Source organism: Nocardia neocaledoniensis, assembly GCF_003182135.1.
Classification (GTDB): Bacteria; Actinomycetota; Actinomycetes; order Mycobacteriales; family Mycobacteriaceae; genus Nocardia; species Nocardia neocaledoniensis.
This window is the reverse complement of the sequence record NZ_QGTL01000012.1, coordinates 164,174-188,610: the sequence shown is the minus strand read 5'-3', so window position 1 is coordinate 188,610 and position 24,437 is coordinate 164,174. Positions and strand designations below refer to the sequence as shown.

The 24,437-nt window shown below is 70.5% G+C and carries 28 protein-coding genes; 16 read left to right on the top strand and 12 right to left on the bottom strand.

Going from position 1 to position 24,437, the window contains the following annotated elements; all coding sequences use genetic code 11:
- Position 1: 1 nt before the first annotated feature.
- The 7 genes from DFR69_RS27310 to DFR69_RS27280 are packed head-to-tail and all read left to right on the top strand — an operon-like array spanning position 2 to position 6,384.
- Complete coding sequence (locus tag DFR69_RS27310) at positions 2-1,024, top strand: MCE family protein (protein WP_110040506.1); 1,023 nt, start codon at positions 2-4, stop codon at positions 1,022-1,024.
- On the top strand, positions 1,021-2,040 hold the full coding sequence (locus DFR69_RS27305) for an MCE family protein (RefSeq protein WP_110040559.1): 1,020 nt from the start codon (positions 1,021-1,023) through the stop codon (positions 2,038-2,040). Before DFR69_RS27310 ends, DFR69_RS27305 begins: the two co-directional genes overlap by 4 nt.
- On the top strand, positions 2,037-3,113 hold the full coding sequence (locus DFR69_RS27300) for an MCE family protein (protein WP_110040558.1): 1,077 nt from the start codon (positions 2,037-2,039) through the stop codon (positions 3,111-3,113). The genes DFR69_RS27305 and DFR69_RS27300 overlap by 4 nt, the downstream gene beginning before the upstream one ends.
- Positions 3,110-4,186 (top strand): MCE family protein, encoded by a 1,077-nt coding sequence (locus DFR69_RS27295; protein WP_110040505.1) that lies wholly within the window; start codon positions 3,110-3,112, stop codon positions 4,184-4,186. Before DFR69_RS27300 ends, DFR69_RS27295 begins: the two co-directional genes overlap by 4 nt.
- Positions 4,183-5,379, top strand: coding sequence for an MCE family protein (locus DFR69_RS27290; protein WP_110040504.1), 1,197 nt, complete (start codon positions 4,183-4,185; stop codon positions 5,377-5,379). Before DFR69_RS27295 ends, DFR69_RS27290 begins: the two co-directional genes overlap by 4 nt.
- Positions 5,380-5,402: 23 nt before the next feature.
- Positions 5,403-6,008 (top strand): hypothetical protein, encoded by a 606-nt coding sequence (locus DFR69_RS27285; RefSeq protein WP_146229437.1) that lies wholly within the window; start codon positions 5,403-5,405, stop codon positions 6,006-6,008.
- Positions 6,009-6,027: 19 nt separating this feature from the next.
- Positions 6,028-6,384, top strand: coding sequence for a hypothetical protein (locus DFR69_RS27280; RefSeq protein WP_146229436.1), 357 nt, complete (start codon positions 6,028-6,030; stop codon positions 6,382-6,384).
- A gap of 186 nt (positions 6,385-6,570) precedes the next feature.
- On the opposite strand, the gene DFR69_RS27275 is transcribed toward DFR69_RS27280, so the two are convergent.
- The 8 genes from DFR69_RS27275 to DFR69_RS27240 all read right to left on the bottom strand — a co-directional run bounded on the left by DFR69_RS27275 (position 6,571) and on the right by DFR69_RS27240 (position 14,977).
- Positions 6,571-7,779, bottom strand: coding sequence for a Fic family protein (locus DFR69_RS27275; protein ID WP_110040501.1), 1,209 nt, complete (start codon positions 7,777-7,779; stop codon positions 6,571-6,573).
- A 109-nt stretch (positions 7,780-7,888) separates the two neighbouring features.
- Entirely contained in the window at positions 7,889-8,395 is a 507-nt protein-coding gene (locus DFR69_RS27270; RefSeq protein WP_110040500.1) for an arginine repressor, read from the bottom strand.
- Between the two features lie 34 nt (positions 8,396-8,429).
- Positions 8,430-9,362: an ornithine carbamoyltransferase gene (argF, locus tag DFR69_RS27265; RefSeq protein WP_110040499.1), complete on the bottom strand. Its 933-nt coding sequence runs from the start codon at positions 9,360-9,362 to the stop codon at positions 8,430-8,432.
- Entirely contained in the window at positions 9,359-10,561 is a 1,203-nt protein-coding gene (locus tag DFR69_RS27260) for an acetylornithine transaminase (RefSeq protein WP_110040498.1), read from the bottom strand. Before DFR69_RS27260 ends, argF begins: the two co-directional genes overlap by 4 nt.
- Positions 10,558-11,445 (bottom strand): acetylglutamate kinase, encoded by an 888-nt coding sequence (gene argB / locus DFR69_RS27255; RefSeq protein WP_110040497.1) that lies wholly within the window; start codon positions 11,443-11,445, stop codon positions 10,558-10,560. Before argB ends, DFR69_RS27260 begins: the two co-directional genes overlap by 4 nt.
- Complete coding sequence (argJ, locus tag DFR69_RS27250) at positions 11,442-12,668, bottom strand: bifunctional glutamate N-acetyltransferase/amino-acid acetyltransferase ArgJ (protein WP_110040496.1); 1,227 nt, start codon at positions 12,666-12,668, stop codon at positions 11,442-11,444. Before argJ ends, argB begins: the two co-directional genes overlap by 4 nt.
- Positions 12,665-13,723 (bottom strand): N-acetyl-gamma-glutamyl-phosphate reductase, encoded by a 1,059-nt coding sequence (argC, locus tag DFR69_RS27245; RefSeq protein ID WP_110040495.1) that lies wholly within the window; start codon positions 13,721-13,723, stop codon positions 12,665-12,667. Before argC ends, argJ begins: the two co-directional genes overlap by 4 nt.
- Positions 13,724-13,750: 27 nt before the next feature.
- Positions 13,751-14,977 (bottom strand): cation:proton antiporter, encoded by a 1,227-nt coding sequence (locus DFR69_RS27240; RefSeq protein ID WP_110040494.1) that lies wholly within the window; start codon positions 14,975-14,977, stop codon positions 13,751-13,753.
- Positions 14,978-15,130: 153 nt separating this feature from the next.
- On the opposite strand from DFR69_RS27240, the gene DFR69_RS27235 reads away from it, so the two are divergent.
- Genes DFR69_RS27235 through DFR69_RS27225 form a run of 3 tightly spaced genes read left to right on the top strand, consistent with a single transcriptional unit; the run spans position 15,131 to position 16,934 of the window.
- A complete protein-coding gene (locus tag DFR69_RS27235; protein WP_110040557.1) occupies positions 15,131-15,469 on the top strand; it encodes a YciI family protein in 339 nt (112 codons plus the stop codon).
- A 4-nt stretch (positions 15,470-15,473) separates the two neighbouring features.
- A complete protein-coding gene (locus DFR69_RS27230; protein ID WP_110040493.1) occupies positions 15,474-16,673 on the top strand; it encodes an RNA polymerase sigma factor in 1,200 nt (399 codons plus the stop codon).
- A gap of 24 nt (positions 16,674-16,697) precedes the next feature.
- Positions 16,698-16,934 (top strand): hypothetical protein, encoded by a 237-nt coding sequence (locus DFR69_RS27225; RefSeq protein WP_146229435.1) that lies wholly within the window; start codon positions 16,698-16,700, stop codon positions 16,932-16,934.
- A 77-nt stretch (positions 16,935-17,011) separates the two neighbouring features.
- On the opposite strand, the gene DFR69_RS35610 is transcribed toward DFR69_RS27225, so the two are convergent.
- Positions 17,012-17,746, bottom strand: coding sequence for an ArsR/SmtB family transcription factor (locus tag DFR69_RS35610; RefSeq protein WP_110040491.1), 735 nt, complete (start codon positions 17,744-17,746; stop codon positions 17,012-17,014).
- A gap of 65 nt (positions 17,747-17,811) precedes the next feature.
- On the opposite strand from DFR69_RS35610, the gene DFR69_RS34640 reads away from it, so the two are divergent.
- Together DFR69_RS34640 and DFR69_RS27205 are read left to right on the top strand one after the other, a co-directional pair.
- Positions 17,812-18,717 (top strand): hypothetical protein, encoded by a 906-nt coding sequence (locus tag DFR69_RS34640; protein WP_167456417.1) that lies wholly within the window; start codon positions 17,812-17,814, stop codon positions 18,715-18,717.
- A 29-nt stretch (positions 18,718-18,746) separates the two neighbouring features.
- Entirely contained in the window at positions 18,747-19,556 is an 810-nt protein-coding gene (locus tag DFR69_RS27205; protein WP_110040488.1) for an isocitrate lyase/PEP mutase family protein, read from the top strand.
- A gap of 78 nt (positions 19,557-19,634) precedes the next feature.
- Here DFR69_RS27205 and DFR69_RS27200 read toward each other — a convergent pair whose 3' ends face one another.
- On the bottom strand, positions 19,635-20,126 hold the full coding sequence (locus DFR69_RS27200) for a pyridoxamine 5'-phosphate oxidase family protein (protein WP_110040487.1): 492 nt from the start codon (positions 20,124-20,126) through the stop codon (positions 19,635-19,637).
- 62 nt (positions 20,127-20,188) lie between these two features.
- Here DFR69_RS27200 and DFR69_RS27195 point away from each other — a divergent pair, with 62 nt between their 5' ends.
- Both DFR69_RS27195 and DFR69_RS27190 read left to right on the top strand, forming a co-directional pair.
- A complete protein-coding gene (locus DFR69_RS27195; protein WP_167456416.1) occupies positions 20,189-21,166 on the top strand; it encodes a helix-turn-helix transcriptional regulator in 978 nt (325 codons plus the stop codon).
- Between the two features lie 82 nt (positions 21,167-21,248).
- Positions 21,249-21,455, top strand: a complete 207-nt coding sequence (locus DFR69_RS27190) for a LuxR C-terminal-related transcriptional regulator (protein WP_110040485.1) — start codon at positions 21,249-21,251, stop codon at positions 21,453-21,455.
- Here the strand turns inward: DFR69_RS27190 and DFR69_RS27185 are convergent.
- Entirely contained in the window at positions 21,410-22,033 is a 624-nt protein-coding gene (locus DFR69_RS27185; RefSeq protein WP_110040484.1) for a TetR/AcrR family transcriptional regulator, read from the bottom strand. The two genes, DFR69_RS27190 and DFR69_RS27185, sit on opposite strands and share 46 nt — an antisense overlap.
- Positions 22,034-22,158: 125 nt before the next feature.
- Here DFR69_RS27185 and DFR69_RS27180 point away from each other — a divergent pair, with 125 nt between their 5' ends.
- Together DFR69_RS27180 and DFR69_RS27175 are read left to right on the top strand one after the other, a co-directional pair.
- Positions 22,159-22,860: an SDR family oxidoreductase gene (locus tag DFR69_RS27180; protein ID WP_110040483.1), complete on the top strand. Its 702-nt coding sequence runs from the start codon at positions 22,159-22,161 to the stop codon at positions 22,858-22,860.
- A 28-nt stretch (positions 22,861-22,888) separates the two neighbouring features.
- The gene (locus DFR69_RS27175; protein ID WP_110040482.1) at positions 22,889-23,311 is read left to right on the top strand and encodes a tautomerase family protein; all 423 of its coding nucleotides are present in this window, start codon (positions 22,889-22,891) and stop codon (positions 23,309-23,311) included.
- Here the strand turns inward: DFR69_RS27175 and DFR69_RS27170 are convergent, their stop codons facing one another.
- Positions 23,312-24,409, bottom strand: coding sequence for an FAD-dependent oxidoreductase (locus DFR69_RS27170; protein ID WP_110040481.1), 1,098 nt, complete (start codon positions 24,407-24,409; stop codon positions 23,312-23,314).
- Positions 24,410-24,437: the final 28 nt, after the last annotated feature.

Below are 24,437 nucleotides of genomic sequence, written 5' to 3'. Positions count from 1 at the left end.
CATGCGTTCGCGCACCATCCCGCTCGGGCTCGCCGTGTTCGTCGCGCTCTCCCTCGTCGCGACCGCCACGATCTGGTCGACCCTGCAGCGCTCCGTCCCCGGCGACACCCATCGCTACAGCGCCACCTTCACCGATGTGCTCGGCCTGCGCGAAGGCGACGACGTGCGCATCGCCGGCGTGCGCGTCGGCCGGGTCGACGCGATCGATCTGGTCGATCGCCGCCACGCCAGAGTGACTCTGTCGGTGCAGTCCCGCCAGCACCTGAGCACCACCACAAGGGCGCTCATCCGCTATCAGAATCTGATCGGTCAGCGCTATGTCGCACTCGCGGTCGGCGAATCGGCGGGTGACCCGCTGCCGCCCGGTGGCTCGATTCCCCTGGAACGCACCGAATCCTCGTTCGACGTCTCGACGCTGCTCTCCGGCTTCGAGCCGCTGTTCAGCCTGTTGCAACCCGACGAGGTGAACTCGCTGTCGGAGACCCTCGTCCAGGCGTTGCAGGGTGACGGGGTCTCGCTGTCGGCGTTGATCACCCAGGCCGCCGCGCTGGCCGCCACCTTCGGGGAACGCGATCAGATCCTCGGCGCGGTGATCAGCAATCTGAGCGACGTCATCGCGAGCCTGGCCCACCGCAGCGGCGAGCTGGAGACTCTCATCACCCAGTCCCGCGCCCTGGTGACGGGCCTGTACGAGCAGGGCACGGTACTCGGCGACGCGGTCACCGGCATCGCCGAGTCCACAACCGCGCTGACCGACCTGATAAGCCGCGCCGCACCGGGCATGGCGCTGGCCCAGCAGCAGGCGAGCACCGGAGTCGAGCTGCTGCTGTCCAACGGCGAGCGTCTCGACCGTTCGGCGATCGAGCTGCCGCTGGTGCTGGCCGGGCTCGCCCGGATCGCGGGCAACGGCACCTACATCAACGCCCACGTCTGCAGCCTGGATGTGTCGCTGTGGGGCGTGCTGTTCCCGCGCGGACTGTTCTCGCAGGTCGGCGGCAATTCTCACACGGAGGTGTGCCGATGATCGAGTCCCTGGTCGCGCGAATTCGCGCGTCGACCCGCAACCGGAACCTGTGGCTCGGTCTCGCCGCGGGCGCCGCCGTGGTGGCGCTGGTCCTCGGCTCCGGCGTGCTCGCCCGGGCCGAACTCGGCAAGTCGACGGTGCACGCCGAGTTCGCCCAGGCCGCGGGCCTGCGGACGGGCAACAGTGTCGACATCGCGGGAATCGAGGTGGGCACCGTGAAATCGGTGCGGCTGGAACGTGATCGCGTGGTGGTGGCGATGAGCCTGCGCTCGGAGGTGCGGCTGGGACGCGATGCCACGGCGGCGATCAAGATGTCGACGATTCTCGGCAAGATGCACGTCGAGCTCGATCCCGGCCGGGGAACCGATCTAGACGGTGCCCGAATCCCGTTGTCGGCCACGACCGTTCCCTACAACCTGGCGAAGGTGGTGAACGATCCGAAGTACCGCAACTCCTTCGAGCATCTCGAACGGCTCGACCCGAACGCCCTGCGCGCGAGCCTGGACGCGGTCAGCACGCAGATGGGCGATTCACCGCACCTCACCGCGCAGGCGCTCGACAGTGTCGGCGCGCTGGCGAAGGTCGTCGCCACCCGCCGCGACGAGGTCGACCGGTTGCTCGACAGCATGGATCAGGTGTCGGGGCTGATCGCCGACAACCAGAACAGTGTGCTCCTGCTCCTCACCAGGGGACAGGCCATCGGTGACGCGGTGATCCGCCGCCGGGACCTGATCCGCGACCTGCTCGACAACGTCGCCGCCGCGTCGAAGATCCTGCAGGAGATGGGCGTCGACAACGGCGGCCGGCTCGGCCCGCTAATCCACAGTCTGAACACCATGGCGCAGGGCCTGGAGAAGAACCGGGCCAACCTCGACGCGCTCTACCAGGTCATGCCGGTGACGATGCGCCAGTTCAACAACGGCTTCGGCCAAGGTCCGTACGGGGAGGTCTATATGCCGTGGTTGTTCCCGGACAACTGGCTGTGTCTGGTTCAGGTCGTCGAGGGATGCCGATGAGGCGCGGCGGGTTTCGAGCCGCTGTTCTGGTGGCACTGACAGTGGCCGGGTCCGGCTGCTCGTCGATCCCGATGTCGCTGCGGCCGGACACGATGCGGATCAGCGCCGATTTCGAGAGCGCCGCCGGTCTTTTCGTGGGCAACGAGGTCGCGGTGCTCGGCGTGCCGGTGGGCCGGGTCGACGCGATCGAACAGCGGGGCGCCTTCGTCGAGGTGCGGATGACCGTCGAGGAAGGCACCGAGCTGCCGGCCGAGGCGATGGCCGCGCTGGTCTCCCCGCAGCTCATCACCAACCGGCACGTGGAGCTCACCCCCGCCTACACCGGCGAAGGACCCACCCTGACCGACGGCGCCCATATCCCGCTGGCACGCACCAGGACTCCCGTCGAGCTCGACCGCATCCTGCGCAATTTCGAGCAGCTCGGCGCCTCGCTGAAGGGCGACGACACCGACGGCCCGATGGCCAGCCGCGTCCTGTTCCCGATGCTCGCCGGCAACGGAGACCGCATCCGCGAGACCCTCGACGCGCTGGCGGGCGCCTTCGAGGTGACGCTGGCCAATCGCGACCAGATCACCAGCACCATCGTCGAATTGAACGAACTCACCGCGATGGTGGCGAGCAACGATCAGACCGTGCGCGGCTTCAGTGCCCGCCTCACCGAATTGGTGACATTGCTCGCCGAGCAGGCGCCCGGACTGGCGGCGGCGCTCGCCCAGATCAACGATTTCGTCGCCAACACCTCGACCGTCCTCACCGAGAACCGTGCCCCGCTGACCGACGCGGTGCGCCGGCTGGTCGGCATCACCGCGCAGATGCGCGACAACGCGCGCGGACTGACCGAGATCGTCGACGTGGCGCCGCTGCTGTTCGAGAACCTGAGCCGGTCGGTCAGCACCGAACATCAGGCGATGCGGCTGCATCTGCTCACCGACAAATCGTTGCTGGACAACGAGATCCTCTCGACCCTGTGCGCGCGGCTCGCCCTGCGCGCCGACGGCTGCCGCACCGGCAAGCTGATGGACTTCGGCCCGGATTTCGGCCTGACCGCCGCGTTGCTGGGACTCACCGAATGACCGGCCGCCCCGCCCGCGCCGCCGCGACGGTGCTGGCCACGCTGAGTCTGGCCGCGTGCACCGTCGACACCGTGCCGCTGCCGAGGCCCGGCGTGGACGGCGCGTCGTATCGGCTGCGCGCGGAGTTCGACAACGCGCTCAATCTCCCGGAGCGGGCGCGGGTGAAGATCGGCGGCATCGACATCGGCGTCGTGACCGGGATCGACACCACGGACTTCGTGGCCGAGGTCGAGCTCGAGGTCCGCCGCGACATCGCCCTGCCGCGCGGCACCCGCGCCGAACTGCGGCAGTCGACGCCGCTGGGCGACATCCACGTGGCCGTCACCCTGCCCGAGCACCGCGCCGACGCGTCCTTGCTCGGCGACGGTGACGTCATCGACCGGGCGCACACCTCCGCGGGCGCCTCGGTGGAGGAGCTCATGCTGGCGATGTCGATGCTGCTCGACGGTGGGGCGATGAATCAGGTCGCCCGGATCACCTCGGAGCTCAACGCGATCGTCGGTGGCCGCGGCCCCCAGCTTTCCCACCTGCTCACCGAACTCACCGCCGTCCTCACGGCGCTGAATCAGCGCACAGGACAGATAGATTCGGTCCTGCACGGCCTCGACGGTCTCACCACCACCCTGCGCGCCCGCAAGACCGAACTCGGTCAGGCGGCCGACACCTTCCCCGATCTGATCGCGGTGATCGCCGAGAACAACAGGGCGATCACCGATCTCACGACCAAGGTGTCCACCGTGACGGCCGCGCTCGGTGACTTCACCGATACCACGGGACCGGAATTCCTCAGCCTGTTCGACAGCGTGCAGCGCCTGATGGCGGGATTCACCCGGATGGGCGACGATCTCGCGGGCACTCTCGACCAGTTCAACGCCCTCGCCCCGGCGGTGAAGGCGAGCACCGAGGGGACGAGTCTCGCGGTCGCGGCGACGGTGTCGTTCCTCGACGTGGGCGCGCTCACCGATCCCTCGGGCAGCAGACTGCCCGACGGCACCGATGTGACGGCATTCATCGGCAGTCTGTCGCAGGTGCTGGCGCGGGTGCTCGGCCGGCTGCAGGGAGGCCATCGATGATCGACCGTGGCGCAGGACTCGTTGTCCGCCTGGCTCGGTGGGGATACGGCCATCGAACGGCGTTCGCCCTGCTCGGGATGGTCGGGCTGCTCGTCGTCGGGTCCGGGTACATCGCCGTCGACGTGGTGGGGGTGCGGCCGTTGCGCACGACGTACACGGTGCGGGTGCACCTGGACCGCTCCGGTGGGCTGCTTCCGCACAGCACCGTCACCGTCCGCGGCGTGAAAGTGGGGTCTGTGCGCGCGATCGCCATCGACGGCGCCGGAATTCGCGCCGACGCCGACATCGACAGTGCCGCACGGATTCCCGTCGGCTCGCCCGTGGCAGTGGGCCGGCTGTCGGCGGCAGGCGAGCAGTATCTCGACTTCCGGCCCACCACAGGCGACGGCCCGTATCTCGCCGACGGCGCCGTCGTGGCACCGGATCAGGCGGGCACCCCGGTGACCATCGACTCGTTCCTGTCCAACACCGGGGCGCTGGTCGCCGGGATGAATCCGCAGCGGCTCACCGTGATCGTCGACGAGCTCGATCGCGCGCTCGGCGGCGGGCCCGAGGTGCTGCGCACCGTCATCAGCGGACTCAGCCAGGCGATGGCCGGGCTCACCGGGTTGCTGCCACAGACCACCGAGCTGATCCGGAATCTGCAGGTCATCGCGGAGACGACCAGTCACGCGCAACCCGATCTCGGCACGCTCGTGCACGGTTCCGGCAGGCTGTTCGACCAGCTCAGCGCCGCCGATCAGGAGGTGCGCGAGCTGCTCGACCTCGGCCCTGGCCGGCTCGCCGCGCTGGGCGGGGTGCTCGCCGAGACCACTGATCCGCTGACGAACCTGGTGACCAACTTCGTCGCGATCACCAGGGCGGCCCGGCTGCGCACGCCGGCGATGGCGGCGCTGTTTCCGGCGCTGCGCACCGGTGTCGTCGCGGTCGGTGTGCCCGCGCACGACAACGCCTTTCACACGTTGGCCGAGGCCTGGCCGCGGCCGACCTGCGAATACGACACCGTTCCGGTCTCGCCGGTCGAGGTCTCCGACGGTCGCACCAGGCTCTACAACTACTGCGTCACCAGCCGCACGGAACTGCAGATCCGCGGGTCGGCCAACGCACCGCGGCCCGCCGTCCCCGACAACGGCTCCGGTCCGCCGCCCGGCGTCACCGGCGACGAGCTGTCGGTTCCCCTGCCCGCCAAATGAACTCACGACACGAGGACGTACCGATGACCACCGACGACGGGCCGAAGGCCGACACCGCACGCGAGGACATCGACCCGCTGGCCGCCGCGGCGCCGGTTGCCGGCGCGAGAACCGATCAGGCGGGCATCACCCGTCGACTCACCTCGGGTCGTGCCGTGACCGCGATCGCGGTGGTCGCGCTGGCCGCGGTCGGCGTCGCCGCCTACGCGGCCGTGGACAACCACAGGATCCGTGCCCGCGAGGACGCACGCGCCGCCGCCCAGCAGGCGGCCTGCGCCTACGCCCCGGTCCTGGCCCGCTACGACGCCAAGGATCTCGACACCTATTTCGCCGCGGTCCTCGCGGGCGCCACCGGCGACTGGAAGACCGAATTCGACGCCACCAGCAAGGATCTGCGTGCCGTCCTGACCCAGGGTCAGGTGGTTTCGACCGTCGGCACGGTGCGTTGCGCCCTCGAATCCGCCGACGAGACCAGCGCACGCGCCGTCGCGGTCATCAACCAGACGATCACCAGCCTCGGCACCCAGGGCACTCCCACCCCCGGTCAACTCGCGGTCACCCTGTCGCTGCGCAAGGACGCCGACCGCTGGCTGGTCAGCGAAGTCGGTTCCCCACTGCTCGTCCACTGAACGACACAGGACTTTCGCCATGACTCACCAAACCACGCCGAAACAACGGGATTCCGCACTCCACACGGTGCTGCGCTCGCCGCCGGTGCGCCGCGCACGTCGCCGAGCCACCGCCGTCGCCTCGGTCCTCGCGGGTCGACTCCGCTTGGCCGCGACCGCGGCCCTGGCCCTCACCGTCGCCGCGGGCGCCGCGGCGATCGCCGGCGCGTTCGCCTTGGCCGCACTGGTGCGCGGGCTCGAACAGGTGCTGCCCACCTGGGCGGCCTACGGCGTCACCGCCGCCCTCCTCCTGGCCTGCGCGGCGCTGGCAGCGGGCGCCGGCGCATGGACGATCCGTGTGGCGCTGCGGCGGGTCACTCCGGGCTCACCTCGGTGACCGGAGGCCACGGAACGTGAGGGCGACGACGAACGTCAGCACCGCGATGCCGCCGGCGGCGCGGGCCCGCCGGATGCCTCGATACCCGACTACCGTATGGTCACCGTCGACGCGCCGCTCGATGTCCGGTTCGACTGGAACTGGCACCGGTTGCCACCGAGCTGAATCCGACCGGGTGCGCGTCGCTCAGCCGCGTACTCGGCGAATCCCCGCCGCGAAATCGTCGAGGGCGGTGAGTATTGCGTCGGCTTGCCAGACCCGATTGCGGGCGCGCTGTGTAACCTCGCGCAGCACTCCGGATTCCACCAGTCGATCGATGGCCCGCTGTGCCGCGACCCCACTGATGCCGAAGGCCTCCACGACATAGCCGCTGTTGACCACCGGTTGCGCCACGAGCCGATCGATCAGTTTCCAGGCCGTGGAATCCGCACGCGCGGTGGTCTGTTCCCGGTAGGCGGCACGGACGGATCTGAGCTCGCCGACAAGTCGGCGCCCGCTGCCGATGGCGTAGAACGCGGCGTCGACGAACTGGCGCACGATCGGTTCGGGGTCGCCGGATCGGAATCGGGTCAGGGCATCGAAGTAGCTTCCGGTGTTCACCAACAGGCCGGCCGAGATCGGCACAGTGACGTGATTGGTCAGCTGCCGGCTGCTCAGCATCGCGTGGACGAGAGCGCGGCCGGTTCTGCCGTTGCCGTCAGTGAAGGGATGGATCGTCTCGAATTGTGCGTGCGCGAGCGCGATGTGCACCAGGGCGGGCACGTCTGTCCGCTGCACGAAATGGATGAGGTCGGCGATGGCGGCGGGAACCCGATCATGGTGCGGGGGAACGAAATCAGCGAGATGGGGGCCGATATTGCCACCACCGATCCACACCTGCTGGTCGCGCCACCGTCCGGCCCGGTCGGGATCGGACTCACCGAGCAGCGCACGATGCATCGCCAGGATCGAGTCGGCGTCGACTGCCCGGCCGAGTTCGAGCGCCGCTTCCATAGCGCGCACGTTGGCGGTGACGATGCGCGCGTTCCGGTTGGTGTGCTCTCCGAGCTCGGCCATCGCGAGTTGCCGGGCACCTACGGTGAGGTTCTCGATCTGCGACGACGCGGAGCTCTCGGTGCGCAGCAGCACGGAGCTCATCGGTCCGAGTTCGCAGTCGGTTCCGAGCTCGGTCGACAGGTGCGCATCGAACCGCACCAGTTCCTGCGCGGCCTCGTCGGCTTCGGCCAGCAGGCCGACCGGCAGCGTCACCGTTTGTTCGGCGATGTCGGACAGCACCGCCGCGGAGTAGGGCCCCGCGTGCCGGCGGAGCTGAGTGCGCGACGCGTAAGTGTCGCGCACCACCCAGGGGTGCTGCTCATATCGAACGGCGGGCCACCCGGCCGGATCGTTCGTCATCAGCCGATCTTACCTACGGCTGAGCCATTAGCGTTAAGTAAGCAGCATCTTTACTTAACCTTATTTGCACATCGTTGGGTAACGGGGCGGGTTTCGAAACCGTGATCCGCTAGGCCAATCCCTCGATTTTCGCGGCGAGTTCGGCGCCGGTGAGGGGTTCGCGGGCGATGACCGCGATGGTGTCGTCGCCGGCGATGGTGCCGACGATGAAGGGTAGGGCGGCGCGGTCGAGGGCGCTGGCCAGGAAGTGGGCGGCGCCGGGTGGGGTGCGCAGGACCGCGAGGTTGCCGCTGGCGTCGGTGGAGACCAGCAGGTCGCCGAGGAGTTTGGAGAGGCGGCCGGTGCCGCCGGTGACGCCGCGGACGGGGCTGCCGTCCTCGGGGACCACGTACACACCGGCGCCGCCGTCGGCGGCGCGCAGCTTCACCGCGCCAAGTTCGTCCAGGTCACGCGAGAGGGTGGCCTGGGTGGTCTCGATGCCCTCGGCGGCGAGCAGGGCCGCGAGTTCGGTCTGGCTGCGGACCGCGTGCGCGGACAGCAGTTCGACGATGCGGGACTGGCGGCCGGCGCGGGTGCGGGCGATGGCGGGTGAGCCCTTCTCGGGCGCCGCGCTCATCGCCGGACCTCCGCGCCGGCCCCGGTTCGCGGTCTCACGCGGCGGCTTTCGCGAGCAGCCACACCAGCAGCGCCTTCTGGGCGTGCAGGCGGTTCTCGGCCTCGTCCCAGACCACACTGTGCGGGCCGTCGAGCACCTCGTCGGTGATCTCCTCGCCGCGGTGCGCCGGAAGGCAGTGCATCACAATGGCTTCCGGATCGGCGGCGGCGAGCAGTTCGCCGTTGACCTGGAACGGACGGAACGGGCCGACCCGGTCCAGGCCGTCGTTCTCCTGTCCCATGGAGGTCCAGGTGTCGGTGACTAGCACGTCCGCGCCCGTGGCACCGGCGACCGGGTCGTTGGTGACCGTCACCGTGGCGCCGGTCTCGGCGGCCCGCTTGGCGGCGGCCTCGAGAATCCACGGCAGCGGCTCGAACCCGGCGGGCGCGGCGACGGTGACGTTCATCCCCGCCGTCACCCCGCCCAGCAGCAGCGAATGCGCCATGTTGTTGGCGCCGTCGCCGAAGTAGGTGAGATTCAGCCCGGCCAGGGCGCCCTTGCGTTCGCTGATCGTCTGCAGATCGGCGAGTACCTGGCACGGATGGAACTCGTTGGACAGCGCGTTCACCACGGGAACCGTCGCGGTGGCCGACATCTCGTCGAGCCGGGACTGCTCGAAGGTCCGCCACACGATGGCCTCGACGTAGCGCGACAGCACGCTGCCGGTGTCGCCGAGGGTCTCCTCGCGGCCCAGCTGGGTGTCACGGCCGTCGACGACGACCGCGTGCCCACCGAGCTGGGCGATGCCGAGCTCGAACGAGAACCGGGTGCGGGTGGAGTTCTTCTCGAAGATCACCCCGACCCCGCGCGGGCCGTCCAGCGGCCGGTGCGCGAACGGGTTCTGCTTCAATTCCGCGGCGATGGCGAGGATTTCGGCCTGTTCGGCCTGGGTCACGTCGTCGTCGCGCAGAAAGTGGCGCAGGCTCACTTGGTCGCTCCCTTCGCATCGGCGGCGGCCTTGTCGAGGATCTCGGGCAGGTCGGCGACGAAGTTGTCGGCCTGGGTTTCGGTGAGCACCAGGGGCGGCGCCAACCGGATCACGTTGGGCTTGGCGGGGTTGATCAGGTAGCCCGCCTCCCGCGCCCGCACGTCCACGTGCGCGGAGATGTCGTGGCGCAGCACGATGCCGATCAGCAGACCGGCGCCGCGCACGTGGTCGATCTCCGGGTGGCCGAGCAGCGCGATGCCGTCGCTGAGCTTCTTGCCGACCCATTCCACATGGGAGAGCAGATCTTCGGTGTCGATCGTGCGCAGCACCGCCAGCGCGGCGGCGGCGCAGACGGGGTTGCCGCCGAAGGTGGTGCCGTGCAGACCCGGGGTCAGCAGTTCGGCGGCCCGGCCCTGCGCCAGCACGGCGCCGATCGGCAGGCCACCGCCCAGCCCCTTGGCCAGGGTGATCGCGTCGGGCACGATGCCCGCCGCCTGGTGCGCGAAAAACGTTCCGGTGCGGCCGATTCCGGTCTGCACCTCGTCGAGGATCAGCAGGGCGCCCGCTCGCGAGGTGATCTCGCGCGCCCGCGCCAGGTAGTCGAACGGCGGGACGACCACACCGCTCTCCCCCATCATCGGCTCCAGGAACACCGCGGCGGTGTCGGTGTCGACGGCGGCTTCCAGCGCGGCGGCGTCACCGTAGGGCACGTGCACCACGCCGGGCGGCATGGGCTCGAACGGTTCCCGCTTGGCCGGCTGGCCGGTGAGGGCGAGCGCGCCCATGGTCCGGCCGTGGAAGGCCTCCTCCGCGGCGACGATCTTGGTGCGGCCGGTGAGCCGGGCGATCTTGAACGCCGCCTCGTTGGCCTCGGTGCCCGAGTTGCAGAAGAACGCCTTGCCCTCGCCGTCACCGAAGTGCGCGAGCAGCTTCTCGGCCAGCTCGATCACCGGCTCGCTGGCGTACAGGTTCGACACGTGGCCGAGCGTGCCCAGCTGCTGGGTGACCGCCTCCAGGATGGCGGGATGGGCGTGACCGAGGCTGTTGACCGCGATGCCGCCGAGGAAATCGACGTAGCGCTTGCCGTCGGCGTCGTAGAGCACCGCGCCCGCGCCGCGCACCAACGCGACCGCGGGGGTGCCGTAGTTGTTCATCATCGCGGCCGACCACCGCTGCTGCAGCTTCTCTACTTCACTCATGCGGTCACCATCGTTCCGATTCCTTCGCCGGTGAACAACTCCAGGAGCACCGAATGCGGTACCCGGCCGTCGATCACGTGTGCGCTGGGCACCCCGCCCTGCACGGCGCGCAGGCAGGCTTCCATCTTGGGCACCATGCCCGCATCCAGGCGTGGCAGCAACTCCGTCAACGCCTTCGCGTCGATCTCGCTGGTCAGTGACGAGCGGTCGGGCCAGTCGGTGTAGAGGCCCTCGACATCGGTGAGCACCACGAGCTTCTCCGCGCCGATGCCCTCGGCCAGCGCGGCGGCGGCGGTGTCGGCGTTGATGTTGTGGACCACGCCGTCGGCGTCGGGGGCGATGGTCGAGACCACCGGGATGCGGCCCGCGTCGATCAGGTCGAGCACGGCGCCCGGGTTCACCTCGGTGACGTCACCGACCAGGCCGATGTCGGTGGCGACGCCCTCGACGGTGACGGTGCGGCGGGTCGCGGTGAACAGGTGCGCGTCCTCGCCCGAGATGCCGACCGCGTACGGGCCGTGCGCGTTGATCAGCCCGACGAGCTCGCGCCCGACCTGGCCGAACAGCACCATCCGCACCACGTCCATCACCTCGGGGGTGGTGACGCGGAAGCCGCCGCGGAACTCGCCTTCCATGCCGAGCTTCTTCAGCATGGCGTTGATCTGCGGGCCACCGCCGTGCACGACCACCGGGTGCACGCCGACGGTGCGCAGGAACGCCATGTCGGCGGCGAAGGCGGCCTTGAGCTCGTCGTCGATCATGGCGTTGCCGCCGTACTTCACGACGACGATCTTGTCCCGGAACTTCTGCAGCCAGGGCAGCGCGCCGGCCAGCACATGCGCCTTGTCCAGGGCCGAGAGACTGTGCAGCACACCGGCGTTCATGAGCTGTACGCCGAGTTCTCTTCGACATAGGCGTGCGAGAGGTCGGTGGTGCGCACCGTCGCGGTGCCCTCGCCGACATTCAGCTCGATCAGCACGTCGATGTCGGCGCCGGACAGGTCGACCTCGCGGGCGCCGGGCGCGCCGACGCTGTCGACACAGACCGGATTCCCGTTGAACGACACCGCGATCCGGTCGGGGTCCAACGTCACCGGGGCGATGCCGACGGCGGCGAGCACCCGGCCCCAGTTGGGGTCGGAACCGAACAGCGCGGTCTTGACCAGACTGTCGCGGGCCACGGCGCGCGCGGCGACGAGCGCCTCGTCCTCGGTGGCCGCGCCGCTGACGGTGACCCGGACCCGCTTGGTGACGCCCTCGGCGTCGGCCATGAGCTGGGCGGCCAGGTCGTCGCAGACGGTGAAGACGGCGTCGTCGAGGTCCTGCTGCGAGGGCGCGACACCGCTCGCGCCGTTGGCCAGCAGCAGCACCGTGTCGTTGGTGGAGCAGGAGCCGTCGACGTCGAGCCGGTCGAAGGTGTACTTCGTGGCCTTGCGCAGCGCCTCGTCGAGCTGGGCCGGGGTGGCCACCGCGTCGGTGGTGAGCACGACGAGCATGGTGGCCAACGACGGGGCGAGCATGCCCGCGCCCTTGGCCATGCCACCGACGTTCCACTTGTCCTCGTGGTGGAAGGCCGATTCCTTGGGCACCGTGTCGGTGGTCATGATGGCGTGCGCGGCGTCGGAGCCGCCCGACATGCCGCCGCCCATCTCGTGCACGATCTCGGTGATCGCGGGGATCAGCTTGTCCATCGGGAGCCGGTCGCCGATGAGCCCGGTGGAGCACACCGCGACCTCGCCCGCGCCGGTCTCGGTGCCCCAATTGCTCAGTGCGGCGGCGAGTTCCTCGGCGGTCTTGTGGGTGTCCTGGAAGCCGCCGGGTCCGGTGCAGGCGTTGGCGCCGCCGGAGTTCAGGATGACCGCGCGCACGCGGCCCGACTTCAGCACCTGCTGCGACCACAGCACCGGCGCGGCCTTGACCTTGTTGCTGGTGAACACCCCGGCCGCGGCGTATTCGGGGCCCTCGTTGAGCACCAGCGCGAGGTCGGGCTTGCCACTGGCCTTGATGCCGGCCGCGATGCCCGCGGCGCGGAAGCCGAGCGGGGCGGTGACGCCCTGGGTGTGGATCAGGTTGCCGTGGTCCGTCGTGTGCGGATCAGGGGTCGTCACGGTGCCACTCCTACGGTGGAAAGTCCTGCGGTCTCGTCGAAGCCGACGGCCAGGTTCATCGATTGCACCGCGGCGCCCGCGGTGCCCTTGGTCAGGTTGTCGACCGCGCCGATCACCACGAGCTGTCCCGCGTCGGCGTCGACGGCGACCTGCAGGGTGATGGCGTTGGAGCCGAGCACCGAACCCGTCTGCGGCAGCAGCCCTTCGGGCAGCAGGTGCACGAACGGTTCGTCGGCGTAGGCCTTCTCGTAGACGGCGCGGGCTTCGGCGGCGTCCACCTTCACCGGGGCGGTGCAGGTGGCGAGGATGCCGCGCGGCATCGGCGCCAGCACGGGGGTGAACGACACCGTGACATCGACGCCGCCCGCGGCCTTCAGGTTCTGCGCGATCTCAGGGGTGTGCCGGTGGGCGCCCGCGACGCTGTAGGCGCGCACGCTGCCCATCACCTCCGAGCCGAGCAGGCCGATGTCGAGCTTGCGGCCCGCGCCCGAGGTGCCGCTCACGGCGACGACGTGCACGGTGGGCTCGATGATGCCCGCGGCGATGGCCGGGGCCAGCGCGACGCTCGACACGGTCGGGTAGCAGCCGGGCACGGCGATGCGCCGCGCGCCGGTGAGCCGTTCCCGGCCGCCGGGCAGTTCGGGCAGACCGTAGGGCCAGCTGCCGGCGTGGGTGCCGCCGTAGTATTTCTCCCAGGCGGCGGCATCGGTGAGCCGGAAGTCGGCGCCGCAGTCGATGATCACGGTCGACTCGGGCAGCGCCTGCGCGATGGCGCCGGACTGCCCGTGCGGCAGGCCGAGGAACACGATGTCGTGCCCGGCCAGGGTCTCGGGGGTCGTCTCCTGCAGGATCCGGTCGGCCAGCGGCAGCAGATGCGGCTGGAGCGCGCCCAGCGCGGTGCCCGCGTTGGATCCGGCGGTCAGCGCCCCGATCTCGAGGCGCCCGGCTCGGTACTCCGGGTGGGCCAGCAGTAGACGCAGCACCTCGCCACCGGCGTATCCACTCGCACCGGCAACCGCCACCCGCAACACGGGTCCTCCCGACGAATCAACCATGTGATGATTATGCACGACTATGCAAGCTCATTCATGGGCAGGTGCGGTGACAACCGGCGTCTTGCCGCCGATCAGCCTTGCTACCAGGGGAAACACCAGCACGGTCGTCGCACCGGCGGCGACGAGAACCGAGGCGGTGTCGGCCGTCATCAACTCCGTCGACACGGCGACCTGGGTGACGGCGACGATGATCGGCAGGCCGGTGGCGGCGAACAACGCGAGCTGGGCGCGCTCGCGGGGCGTCTCGAGGTTGCGTCCGTGCGGGACGAACCGTTCACTCAACCAGACCGGCAGACCGCGAGCGACGGCGATGGCCAGCACGAACGACACCCACAGCAGCGGCTGCCCCGCGACCGCCGCCATGTCGATGCCCATGCCCGAGACCACGAAGAACACCGGGATCAGCAGTCCGTAGCCGATGGTCTCGAGCTGTTCGTCGACGCGCGGATGCCCGGCGGCGATGAGCCTGCGCAGCACCATGCCCGCCGCGAACGCGCCGAGTACCACGTCCAGATCGAAGCGTTCGGCCACCACCATGAGGACCAGCAGCAACAGGATCGACCCGCGCACCGGCAGCTGGGAGGTGCCGCCGTCCATCCGCGCCAGCGCCGCGCCGAGATCGGGGATGCGGCCGAACAGGCGCAACGGGATCAGCCCCACCAGCAGCGCCGCCACCACGAACAGGACGAGCACGACGAGGGCGGCGCCGACATTGTGGCTGCTCAGCAGCACCGACATGGCCACGATCGGCCCGAGCTCGCCGACCGCGCCGTGCGCGAGGACCGCGCGTCCCAGTGGGGTGTCGAGCAGCCCGGCCTGCTTGATGATCGGCAGCAGGGTGCCCAGCGCGGTGGAGGTCATCGCGATGGCGACCGCGATGTGGTTGGTGGTCGACTCGTCGCTCGCCAGCACCGTCATCAACCCGAACGCGAAGACCAGCCCCGCCACCCACACCAGCCAGGCCACCCGCCCCGACCGGCCGCCGAGCAGTTTCGGATCCAGCTCGTAGCCCGCCAGCAGGAACAGCATGCCGAGGCCGAGTTCCTTGATGAGGTCGACCCCGCCGTCCTCGGTCGCCCAGCCCAGCGCGAAGGGCCCGAGGACCGTCCCCGCCACGAGCAGGATCACCACGTCGGGCACGTACCCGCGCAGGGCGCGCGAGAGCAGCGGCGCCACCACCGCGACCAGCGCGATCCAGAACAGCGACACGATCGGCGACGGACCGCCCCCGGCGGCGGACGCGAGCAGCTCCATCGCCTCATCGTGGCACAGCGGATCCGGCGATCCGGGGCACCTCGCTGGGTGGGCGGACGAGAATCGGGGTGGTCGGGCTGTCGATTCGGCGGCGTCGCGTTCGTGTAGGAGATGAACCGGTTTCACGCCGGAGGTATCGACGAGAGGACGATCATGACCCAGTACCTGCTGTCCATCTATCAGCCCGACGGTCCGGCGCCCGAGAACATCGACGCCATCATGGACGAGCTCGGTGCGCTCAATGACGAGATGCGCGCCGCCGGGGTCTGGGTGTTCGCGGTCGGGCTGCACGCCGCGAGCACCGCGACCGTCGTGCGCGCGAAAGAGGGCGAGCTGCTGATGACCGACGGGCCGTTCGCCGAGGGCACCGAGCACGTGGGCGGGTTCACGCTCATCGAGGTCGAGGATCTGGACGAGGCGCTGGGCTGGGCGGGCAAGCTCGCCGCGGTCCTCACCTTGCCGATCGAGGTGCGTCCGGTGGCCCACGGATAGATAGATGGACACCGCGACGATCGAGGCCCTGTTCGCCGAGCACTACGGCCGCGCGGTCGCGTCCCTGATCCGCGTCTTCGGCGACATCGGGCTCGCCGAGGACGCGGTGCAGGAGGCGTTCGCCGCCGCGCTCGCCCGCTGGCCCGCCGACGGGGTGCCGCCGAGCCCGGCGGGCTGGATCATCACCACCGCCCGCAACCGCGCGATCGATCGGCTGCGCCGCGAGGCCACCCGCGCCGACCGGCACGCCGAAGCGGCGCTGCTGCACGCCGATCCGGACCTGCCCGTCGACAGCTTTTCCGACGACCGGTTGCGGCTGATCTTCACCTGCTGTCATCCGGCGCTCGCGCCCACCGCGCGGGTGGCGCTGGCGCTGAAGCTGCTGTGCGGGCTCACCACCGCCGAGATCGCGCGGGCCTTCCTGGTGTCGGAATCGACGATGGCGCAACGGCTCGTGCGCGCCAAGGGCAAGATCCGGGACGCCCGCATTCCGTATCGAGTGCCGACCGACACGGAGGTGCCCGAACGGCTGCCCGCCGTGCTCGCCGTGGTGTATCTGGTGTTCACCGAAGGGTATTCGGCGACCTCGGGCCCGAGTCTCACGCGGGGCGACCTGTGCGCGGAGGCGATCCTGCTCGGGCGGCTGCTCACCGAGCTGATGCCAGGAGAGCCCGAGGTTCTCGGGCTGTTGGCGTTGATGCTGCTCACCGAGTCGCGGCGCGCCGCCAGGACCGACGGTGATGTGCTCGTTCCGCTGCCCGAGCAGGATCGCTCCCGCTGGGACCGGGCCCTGATCGCCGAAGGGCACGCGCTGGTGCGGGAGTGTCTGCGGCGCGGCGACCCCGGGCCGTACCAGCTCCAGGCCGCGATCAACGCCGTCCACACCGACGCCGCCACCGCCGCCGACACCGACTGGCCCCAGATCCTGAGCCTCTACGACCACCTCTGCGCGCTCACCCCGTCCCCCGTCGTCGCCCTGCATCGCACCGTGGCCGTCGCCGAGGTCCGCGGGCCCGCTGCCGCCCTGCGCGAGCTGGACATGATCGATCTGCCCGATCACCGCCTCTACCACGCGATTCGGGCCGATCTCCTGCGGCGCACGGGTCGCCTGGCGGAAGCCGCGAACGCCTACGACCGGGCCGCGTCCTCGAGCCCGAACGAGATCGAGCGCGAATTCCTCCGCCGCAGAACGGATTCCCTCTGAGAACCGTTGGCGACGGCGGTCGCGGTGGAGCGGTTCGATCGATGGGTCGATGTCGATCTCACCGTGTCGACCGAGTTCACGGAGATCCTCGCCGAGGTCGTCCATCGACGGCTGCGAGCCGCGGACGCGGTGTACTTCCTGCGCGATCTCGGGGACGACGCGGTGTGCGACCACGGCCGGATCCACGACGAGTTCAACGAGTTCCTCACCGTTGATCGCACGGGTCGGGAGGTGGCGCTGATCCTCGCCAGTGACGACTGAGGGTTCGGTCGCGCCGGATCGTGGCCTGTCACCGGGGCCGACCACACGGGTGGCGTCGGCATCGGCGTGACGGTCGATCAGGTGTGGGCGGAGGGGTCGAGGGTTTCGGCGAGGGCGGTGGGGTCGAGGGCGAGTGCTTCGGCGAGGGCGGTCGTGCCGGTGGGGGTGAGGCGGATCGCGCGGCCGGTGCCGGATCGGGTGGTCCAGCCGAGGGTGAGCAGGCGGCGGTGCAGCAGGGTCGCGGCGGGGCCGGCGAGGTGGGTGCGGCGTTCGGTCCAGTCCAGGCAAGGGCGGGTCAGGGGGCGGCGGGCGCGGGTGAGGGCGGCTTCTTCGACGCCGAGGGTGGCGGTGAGCCAGGTGGTGCCCGCGGTGGTGAGGGCGTGGGCGTTGTCGGCGTCGAGGAGGCCGCGGGCGGTCATGGCGTCGGTGATGGTCACGCCGAGGCGGCCGGCGAGGTGGTTGTAGCAGGTGCGGCCGCGGGCCAGGGCGGCGTCGGCGGTCGCGGCGCGCAGCGTGGTCGGGGGCGTCGGAACCGGGTCGAGTTCCGCCAGGAGGGATTCCAGCAGCTGGGCGATGGCCGGGCTCGCGAGCTCGACGTAGCGGTGCCTGCCCTGGCGCCGCTCGGTGATCAGGCCCACGCCGCTCAGCCGGTGCAGGTGGCCGGTCGCGGTGGACGGGGCGACGCCGGTGAGCCGGGCCAGTTCGCCCGCGGTCCAGGCGCGGCCGTCGAGCAGGGCCAGGCACATCTGGGCTCTGGTCCGGTCGGCGAGGACGGCCGCCCAGTCGGCGAGGGCGGCGGCGCGGGTGGGCATCCGTCCATCATGCGACGGCAATCGTTCGGCGGCCACCGAACTGCCGCGGTCCTACGGTCAGGGGCGTGATCAGCGATCCCGAGCGTGTCCGCACGCTCCTCCAGACGGCACCGATGCCGCCGGTCCCCGAGGCCGTTCCCGGCGAGACGGACATCCGGTGGCTGCGCAGTCAGGTCCCCCGGTTCCGCGACGGCGCCGAACACCACCGCCGACGTGCCGCGGTTCAGCGCGAACTCGATCGCTTGGACCCCGAGCTTCTCCGTACGAGCGCCCGCGCCAGGGCAGGCCGCCCCCTCGCCCACGTCCGCACCCTGCTCGCCGCACTGGACCTGCCCGAGAGCGCCGCCGACAGCGTGGCACTAGTCGCCGCGGCCTATCAACCGCACCAACCGATCACCGAGGCCGCGGACGCCGCCGTCACCGAACTCGTCACCCTGTGCCGCACAGCGATTCGCCGCGAATACGGCAACAGCGCCGACACCCCGGGGCAAGCCAACGACACCCGCGACAGTCACCCACACAGAGCCGGCCCCGCCACCACCCACAGCCACCACCACCCTGCCTGTGACAGCACCAGCCCCGACCACGGCAACCGCGCCAGCCGCACTGACAGCGACAGCATCGGAGATTGTGACTGCTCCGGCACAAGCCCCGACAGCGACAGCCATAGCGACGGCGGAGTTGTCGCGCTGATCTGTGTTCTGGTGCAAGCCTGCGGGGCGACTGCGGAATTGATCGCGGCCGCACGAGCTTTCGACCGGGCGCCCATCGCTGAGCGGCCCGCTCGGATCATGGCCGACGCACCGCCGTTGCGATCCACCCGGCGCATGGTGAACGGTGTGGCGACCGAGCTCGATCTGCGGCATCCGGGGCTGGGATTCGGGGCCGGCCCGCATCGCTGCCCTGGCGCCGAGCACGCGCTGGCCATCGCTTCCGGTGTGCTCGAAGGGGAAGCGGGGACCGATCAATGACCGCACCGAGACGACCCGAGGAGCGCTGTATGACGACCTTTCATGAACTCCACCGCGGCGACCGCCCGCTGATCCTGCCCAACGCCTGGGATTTCGCCTCCGGCGCGTTGCTCGTGGAGGCGGGGTTCCCGGCGATCGCCACCACCAGTCTCGGCGTCGCCGCGGCGGCGGGTCTGCCCGACGGTGCGGCGGCCTCGGCCGAGGAAACCCTCGCTCTCGCACGGCGATTGGTTCGCCTGCCCGTGCCGGTGAGCATCGACGTCGAGGCCGGGTTCGCGGCGGACCCGGAGTCCGTGGCCGACTATGTGGCCCGGCTGGCGGATCTCGGGGTGGCAGGGATCAACCTCGAGGACGGGCGGGACAACGCGGCGCTCGCGCCACCCGAGCGACAGGCCGAGCTTCTGCACGCCGTCAGAACGCGCGTTCCGCATTTGTTCGTCAACGCCCGCATCGACACGTACTGGTTCGGCGTCGACCAGTCCTCGACCTTGCTGCGCGCGAGAGAGTACGCCGCGGCAGGCGCCGACGGGCTGTTCGTCCCCGGCGTCACCGACCCGGCCGTCATCACCGCCCTGGTCGAGGCGACGCCCCTGCCGCTCAACACGCTCTACTCCCCCGCCGGACCCGACATCGACGCCTCGGCAGCGCTCGGCGTCCGCCGGATCAGCACCGGCTCGGCCCTCTACCGCGCGGCCCTGGGCGCCGCGCTCGACCTGGCCCGGACCGTGCGCGGCGACACCGCACAGTCCCCGGCCGTACCCGGCTACCGCGACATCCAGTCCCTCCTCACAGGTTCCTCACCGGCCGTCGGCCGCACCTGCCCGAATTCGTCGACGTGAGCCTGGCCTGCACCGGAACCTCCCGGCCGTGCCCGCTGAATCCCCCTCGCGTCCCGCGCACCCGGATCGCGGAAGAGCTCAGTCCTTGCGGACGACCCGCTCCCCCGCGCCCGGCTTCCACACCGTGATGTTCAGGTGGTCGTCCTCGACCTCGACCGTCGACGCGCCGGTGAGATCGGCGACGTAGAAATGGTCGAACTTCTGCCCGCGGATGTCCATGCCGCTCGTGTCGAACAGCATCTGGGCGAAGCGGGCGTGGACGCCCTCGTCGGCGAGATCGGTGACGGCACCGAACAGCTTGGCGTCGCCCTCGGAGACGTTCGTGTCGACGGTGGCGGTGTGCAGGCAGAATCGGGGATCGCGGGCGAGGTCGTCGAATTTGCGGGTGTTGGGCATGCCCGCCAGCACGAGCAGGTCCTCGAAGACCATCGGCTCGATCGGGCTGATCCGTGGGGACCCGTCGGCCCGCAGGGTGGCGAGCATGCACAGGTTGCCGGTGGCCTGGTGCCTGCGCAGGAACAGGGCGGCGATGGTCGGCGCTTCCTCGGTGAACTGGCTCCATGTGGTCATACCCGTACGGTACGACCGAACCTTGTCATCTGCTGTCAGGTTTCGCGGCTAGTGTCGCAGTCGTGCGAGCGAGCAGATTGGTGCAGTTGCTGCTGTTGTTGCAGGCCAACGGCGGGGCGACGGCGGGCGAGCTGGCGCGGGAGCTGGAGGTGTCGGTGCGCACGGTGTACCGCGACGTGGAGGCGCTGTCGGCGGCCGGGGTGCCGGTGTACAGCGAGCCGGGTCGCGGCGGCGGGGTGCGGCTGATCGACGGCTACCGCACCCGCCTCACCGGCCTGACCTCCGACGAGGCCGACGCGGTCCTGCTGGCCGGACTGCCCGGCGCGGCCGCCGACCTTGGCCTGGGCACCGTGCTGGCCACCGCACAGCTCAAGATGCTCGCCGCCCTGCCGCCGGAACTGCGCGGCCGCGCGACCCGCATCGCCGAGCGCGTGCACATCGATATGCCCGGCTGGTTCCACCGCCCCGACGAGACACCGACTCTGGCCACGGTCGCCGACGCGCTCTGGCACGACCGGCGGCTGACGATCGACTATCGCCGCAGCGACACGACGGTCACCCGAACCATCGATCCGCTGGGGCTGGTCATGAAAGCGGGCACCTGGTACCTGATCGCGCGCGAGCGCGCCGACCTCCGCTCCTACCGGGTGAGCCGCGTCGAAGCGGCCGCGCCCACCGGCGAAACCTTCACCCGCCCAGCCGATTTCGAACTCCCGGAGTACTGGCGGCGGTCGGCCGATGAGTTCGCCCGATCCATCCTGCGCGTCCAGGCCCGCTGCCGGATCGCGACCGCGCACCTCGGCCTGCTCCGCCTGCTGAACGACCCCGCCGCGGTGCGCCAGGCCCGCGCCTCGCTGGGCCCGCCCGATGCCGAGGGCTGGGCCGAGATCACCATCCCCGGCGAGACCTACGAGATCCTCACCCACGCCCTGCTCCCCCTGGGCGCCTCCGTCGAGGTCCTCGACCCTCCCGAACTCCGCGCCGCGATGGCGGCCACCGCGGCGGCGATGCACGCACGCTACACGAACCCACCCGCGTGACCCGCGGCCCGACTTTTCTCGAGGTCAGCCCCGTTCGTTCGGCGGATCCGCGACCGTCGCCGCGCCTCCTACGGTCGACACCATGCATCGCGCCCTCCTCGCGGCAGCCGCTGTCGCAGGGCGCGGGCTGTCCAACGCCACATCGGTCGCACTGTTTCTCGCGGAGGCGACGGTGAAGTTCCACGTCGGCGCGATCCTGCGGCGCCTGGATCCGGACAACAGGGTCCAGGCGGCGATCGTGGCCTACGAGGCCGGGTCGACCCGGGGAGACGCTGCGGCGCCGGACTGATCGCCGAGGAGGAAGTCCTTGGCCACCTGGAGAATTCGCGCCGAGCGCGCCTCGTCGTCGGCTCCCGCTCTGGCCAGGGTCAACGCGCCCACCATCAGGGAGACCTCGAGCAGTGCCGCCGTGTCGTCGGCGCCGGGGTCCGCGCCGAACTCGGCCAGTTTCGCGACCATGTTCTCGAGTCCCTCGAGGTAGGCGCCGCGCAGCGGGCTGCCTGCCGGTGCGCGCGCGGCGTCCGCGGCGGTGGCCGCGATGCCGCAGCCGCGTCCGGGGTGATCACGGTGCATGGTCGACAGGTAGCGCTCGATGAACGTCTCCCGCGCCGACGGACCGTCGGGACTCTCCGCGCGGATCTCGTCCATGTCGCGGATCTTCTCGGCGTAGGCCGCCGCGCAGGCCTGCACGACCAGGTCGGATTTGGAGCTGAAGTGCCGGTAGAAGCCGCCGTGGGTGAGTCCGGCGGCGGCCATCATCTCCGGAACCGTGAGGCCGTCGACCCCGCACTCGCGCACCCGGGCCGCCGCCGCGTCGACGATCTCGCGCCGATGCGACTCGGCTTGCGCACGGGACGCCCGCGCCATGAGGTCTCCTTCCGGACGGCTCGCACCCGCCTGGCGCGGCATGCGATCGGTACGGACAAGTCTTGCGCATCCGAATAGATGATGTCCATAATCTAAATCTCGGACAGGTCTACGAAGGGAATTCCATGACCACGATCGCCGGATCGGTCGCGCTGGTGACGGGCGGACAACGGGGACTCGGGCGCGCGTTCGCCGAGGAGCTGCTCCGGCGCGGCGCCGCCAAGGTGTACGCGACCGCGCGAAACCCACAACCCGACAGCGATTCCCGGATCGTCCCGGTACCGCTCGACGTGACCGACCCCGCCTCGGTCACCGCGCTCGCCGCGACCGCGGGCGATGTCGACATCCTGATCAACAACGCGGGCGTGCTCCTGCCCGCGCCCCTGCTGAGCGGCGACATCGCCGACGTGATCGCCACTTTCGACACCAACGTCTTCGGGCCGCTGCGGGTGATCCAGGCCTTCGCGCCGATCCTGGCCGCGCGCGGCGGCGGGGCCCTGGTCGACATCCACTCGGTGCTGTCGTGGGGCGCCGGCGCCGCCGCGTACGGCGCGTCCAAGGCCGCGTTCTGGTCGCTGACCAATTCGGTCCGGATCGAACTCGCGGCCCAGCGCACCCAGGTGACCGGCGTGCATCTGGCTTTCGCGGACACCGACATGGTCCGCGACCTGCCGTTCGCCAAGATCGCGCCGGAGCGGGTCGCCGCGAGCGTCTGCGACGGCGTGGAGCTGGGCGAGAGCGAGGTGCTCGTCGACGAGATCACCCGCACCGTCAAGGCGGCGCTGTCCGGACCCGTCGAAGGACTGACCATCCCCCTGAGCCGCTGACCGGCACCGACTCTCCAGGAGACACCCCATGCCGCTGTGGCACATCTACCATCCCGCGAACAGCTACTCCGACAAGGACAAAGAGCACTTCGCGCAGGCGATCACCGAGATCTATACCGGCGTCGGCCTGCCCGCCTTCTATGTCGTGGTGCTGTTCAAGGAGATCGAGCAGTCCTCGTTCTACGTCGGCGGGGCGGCCTCCGAGGACACCGTCCGTATCGTCGTCGAGCACCTGGCGCGACATCTGGACGACCCGGTGATGCGCGAAAAGTCCACCCGCAGACTCAATTCCGTGATGGAGCCCTTCACTCGCGACCGCGGGCTGCACTGGGAATTCCACACCTACGAATCGCCCCGGGATCTCTGGATGATCGCCGGGCAGTACCCACCCCTGCCCGGCTCCGAGGGCGAGAGGACCTGGGCGGCGGCGAACGAGCCCGTGCCGCTCTGATCAGGGGCGCCAGTCGAGGATCTGTGCCATCGATCGCAAGGCCATCGAGGCGGGGGCGAGCCGTAAGGCGTTGTCGCGCAGAGTGACCAGCGGCGGGGAGGCGAGCTGGGCGATGGTGCCGATGCGCGCCGAGCGGGTGACGATCATCTGCGTGCGGGGACGGCGCTCCCGGTCGTAGCGGGCGAGTCCGTCGGGCTCGCCTGCCAGCCGGGCCAGCACCACGGCGTCCTCGAGCGCCTGGCAGCCGCCCTGTCCGAGGTTCGGCGTCATGGCGTGGGCCGCGTCGCCGAGCAGGGCGATGCGCCCCGCCGTATAGGTCGGCAGCGGTGGCAGTTCGTAGATGTCGTTGTGCAGCGCCGTGTCCGCGTCCGCGGCGGCCAGCAGGGCGGGGACGGGGGCGTGCCAGCCGGCGAAGCGGGCGCGCACCTCGGCGAGGGAGCCGGGAGCGTGCTCGGCGGCGTTGTAGACGGCGAAGCAGTAGACGCGGCCGTCGGCCAGCGGGGCCAGACCGAAACGCGCGCCGCGCCCCCAGGTCTCACCGAACTCGGTCAGCGGCGCGTCGGGGTGGACCACCGCGCGCCAGGCGGTGTAGCCGGCGTAGCGGGGCGCCACCTCACCGCACACCGCCCGCCGGACCACACTGCGGATCCCGTCGGCGCCGACAACCAGGTCCGCGGTCGACACGCCCGCCGAGTGCCGGACGGTGCCGTCGGGATCGGCCTCGGTGACGGAAACACCGGTCCGCACAACGCCTTCGGGCACGGCGGCGCGCAGGATGTCGAGCAGGTCGGCGCGGTGGATCAGGACGGGGGCACCGAATCGCTCGCGCATCGTCGCCACGTCGGTCCGCGAGAGCCAACGGCCCTTGCTGTCGCGGATCCCGGCCGACACGTCCTCGATCCCGTGCCCGCGCACCGCGGCGCCGACGCCGAGCTCGTCCAGCGCGCGCAAGGCGTTGGACCACAGCGAGATTCCCGACCCCACGGCCGTGATCTCGGGCGCGCGCTCGAGCAGCTCCACCGACCAGCCCTGTCGCGTCAGCGCCAGTGCGGTCGCCAAACCCCCGATGCCGCCACCGACGACGATTGCTGTGGACATCGCGTTCTCCCTCGTGAGCAGGTACGCG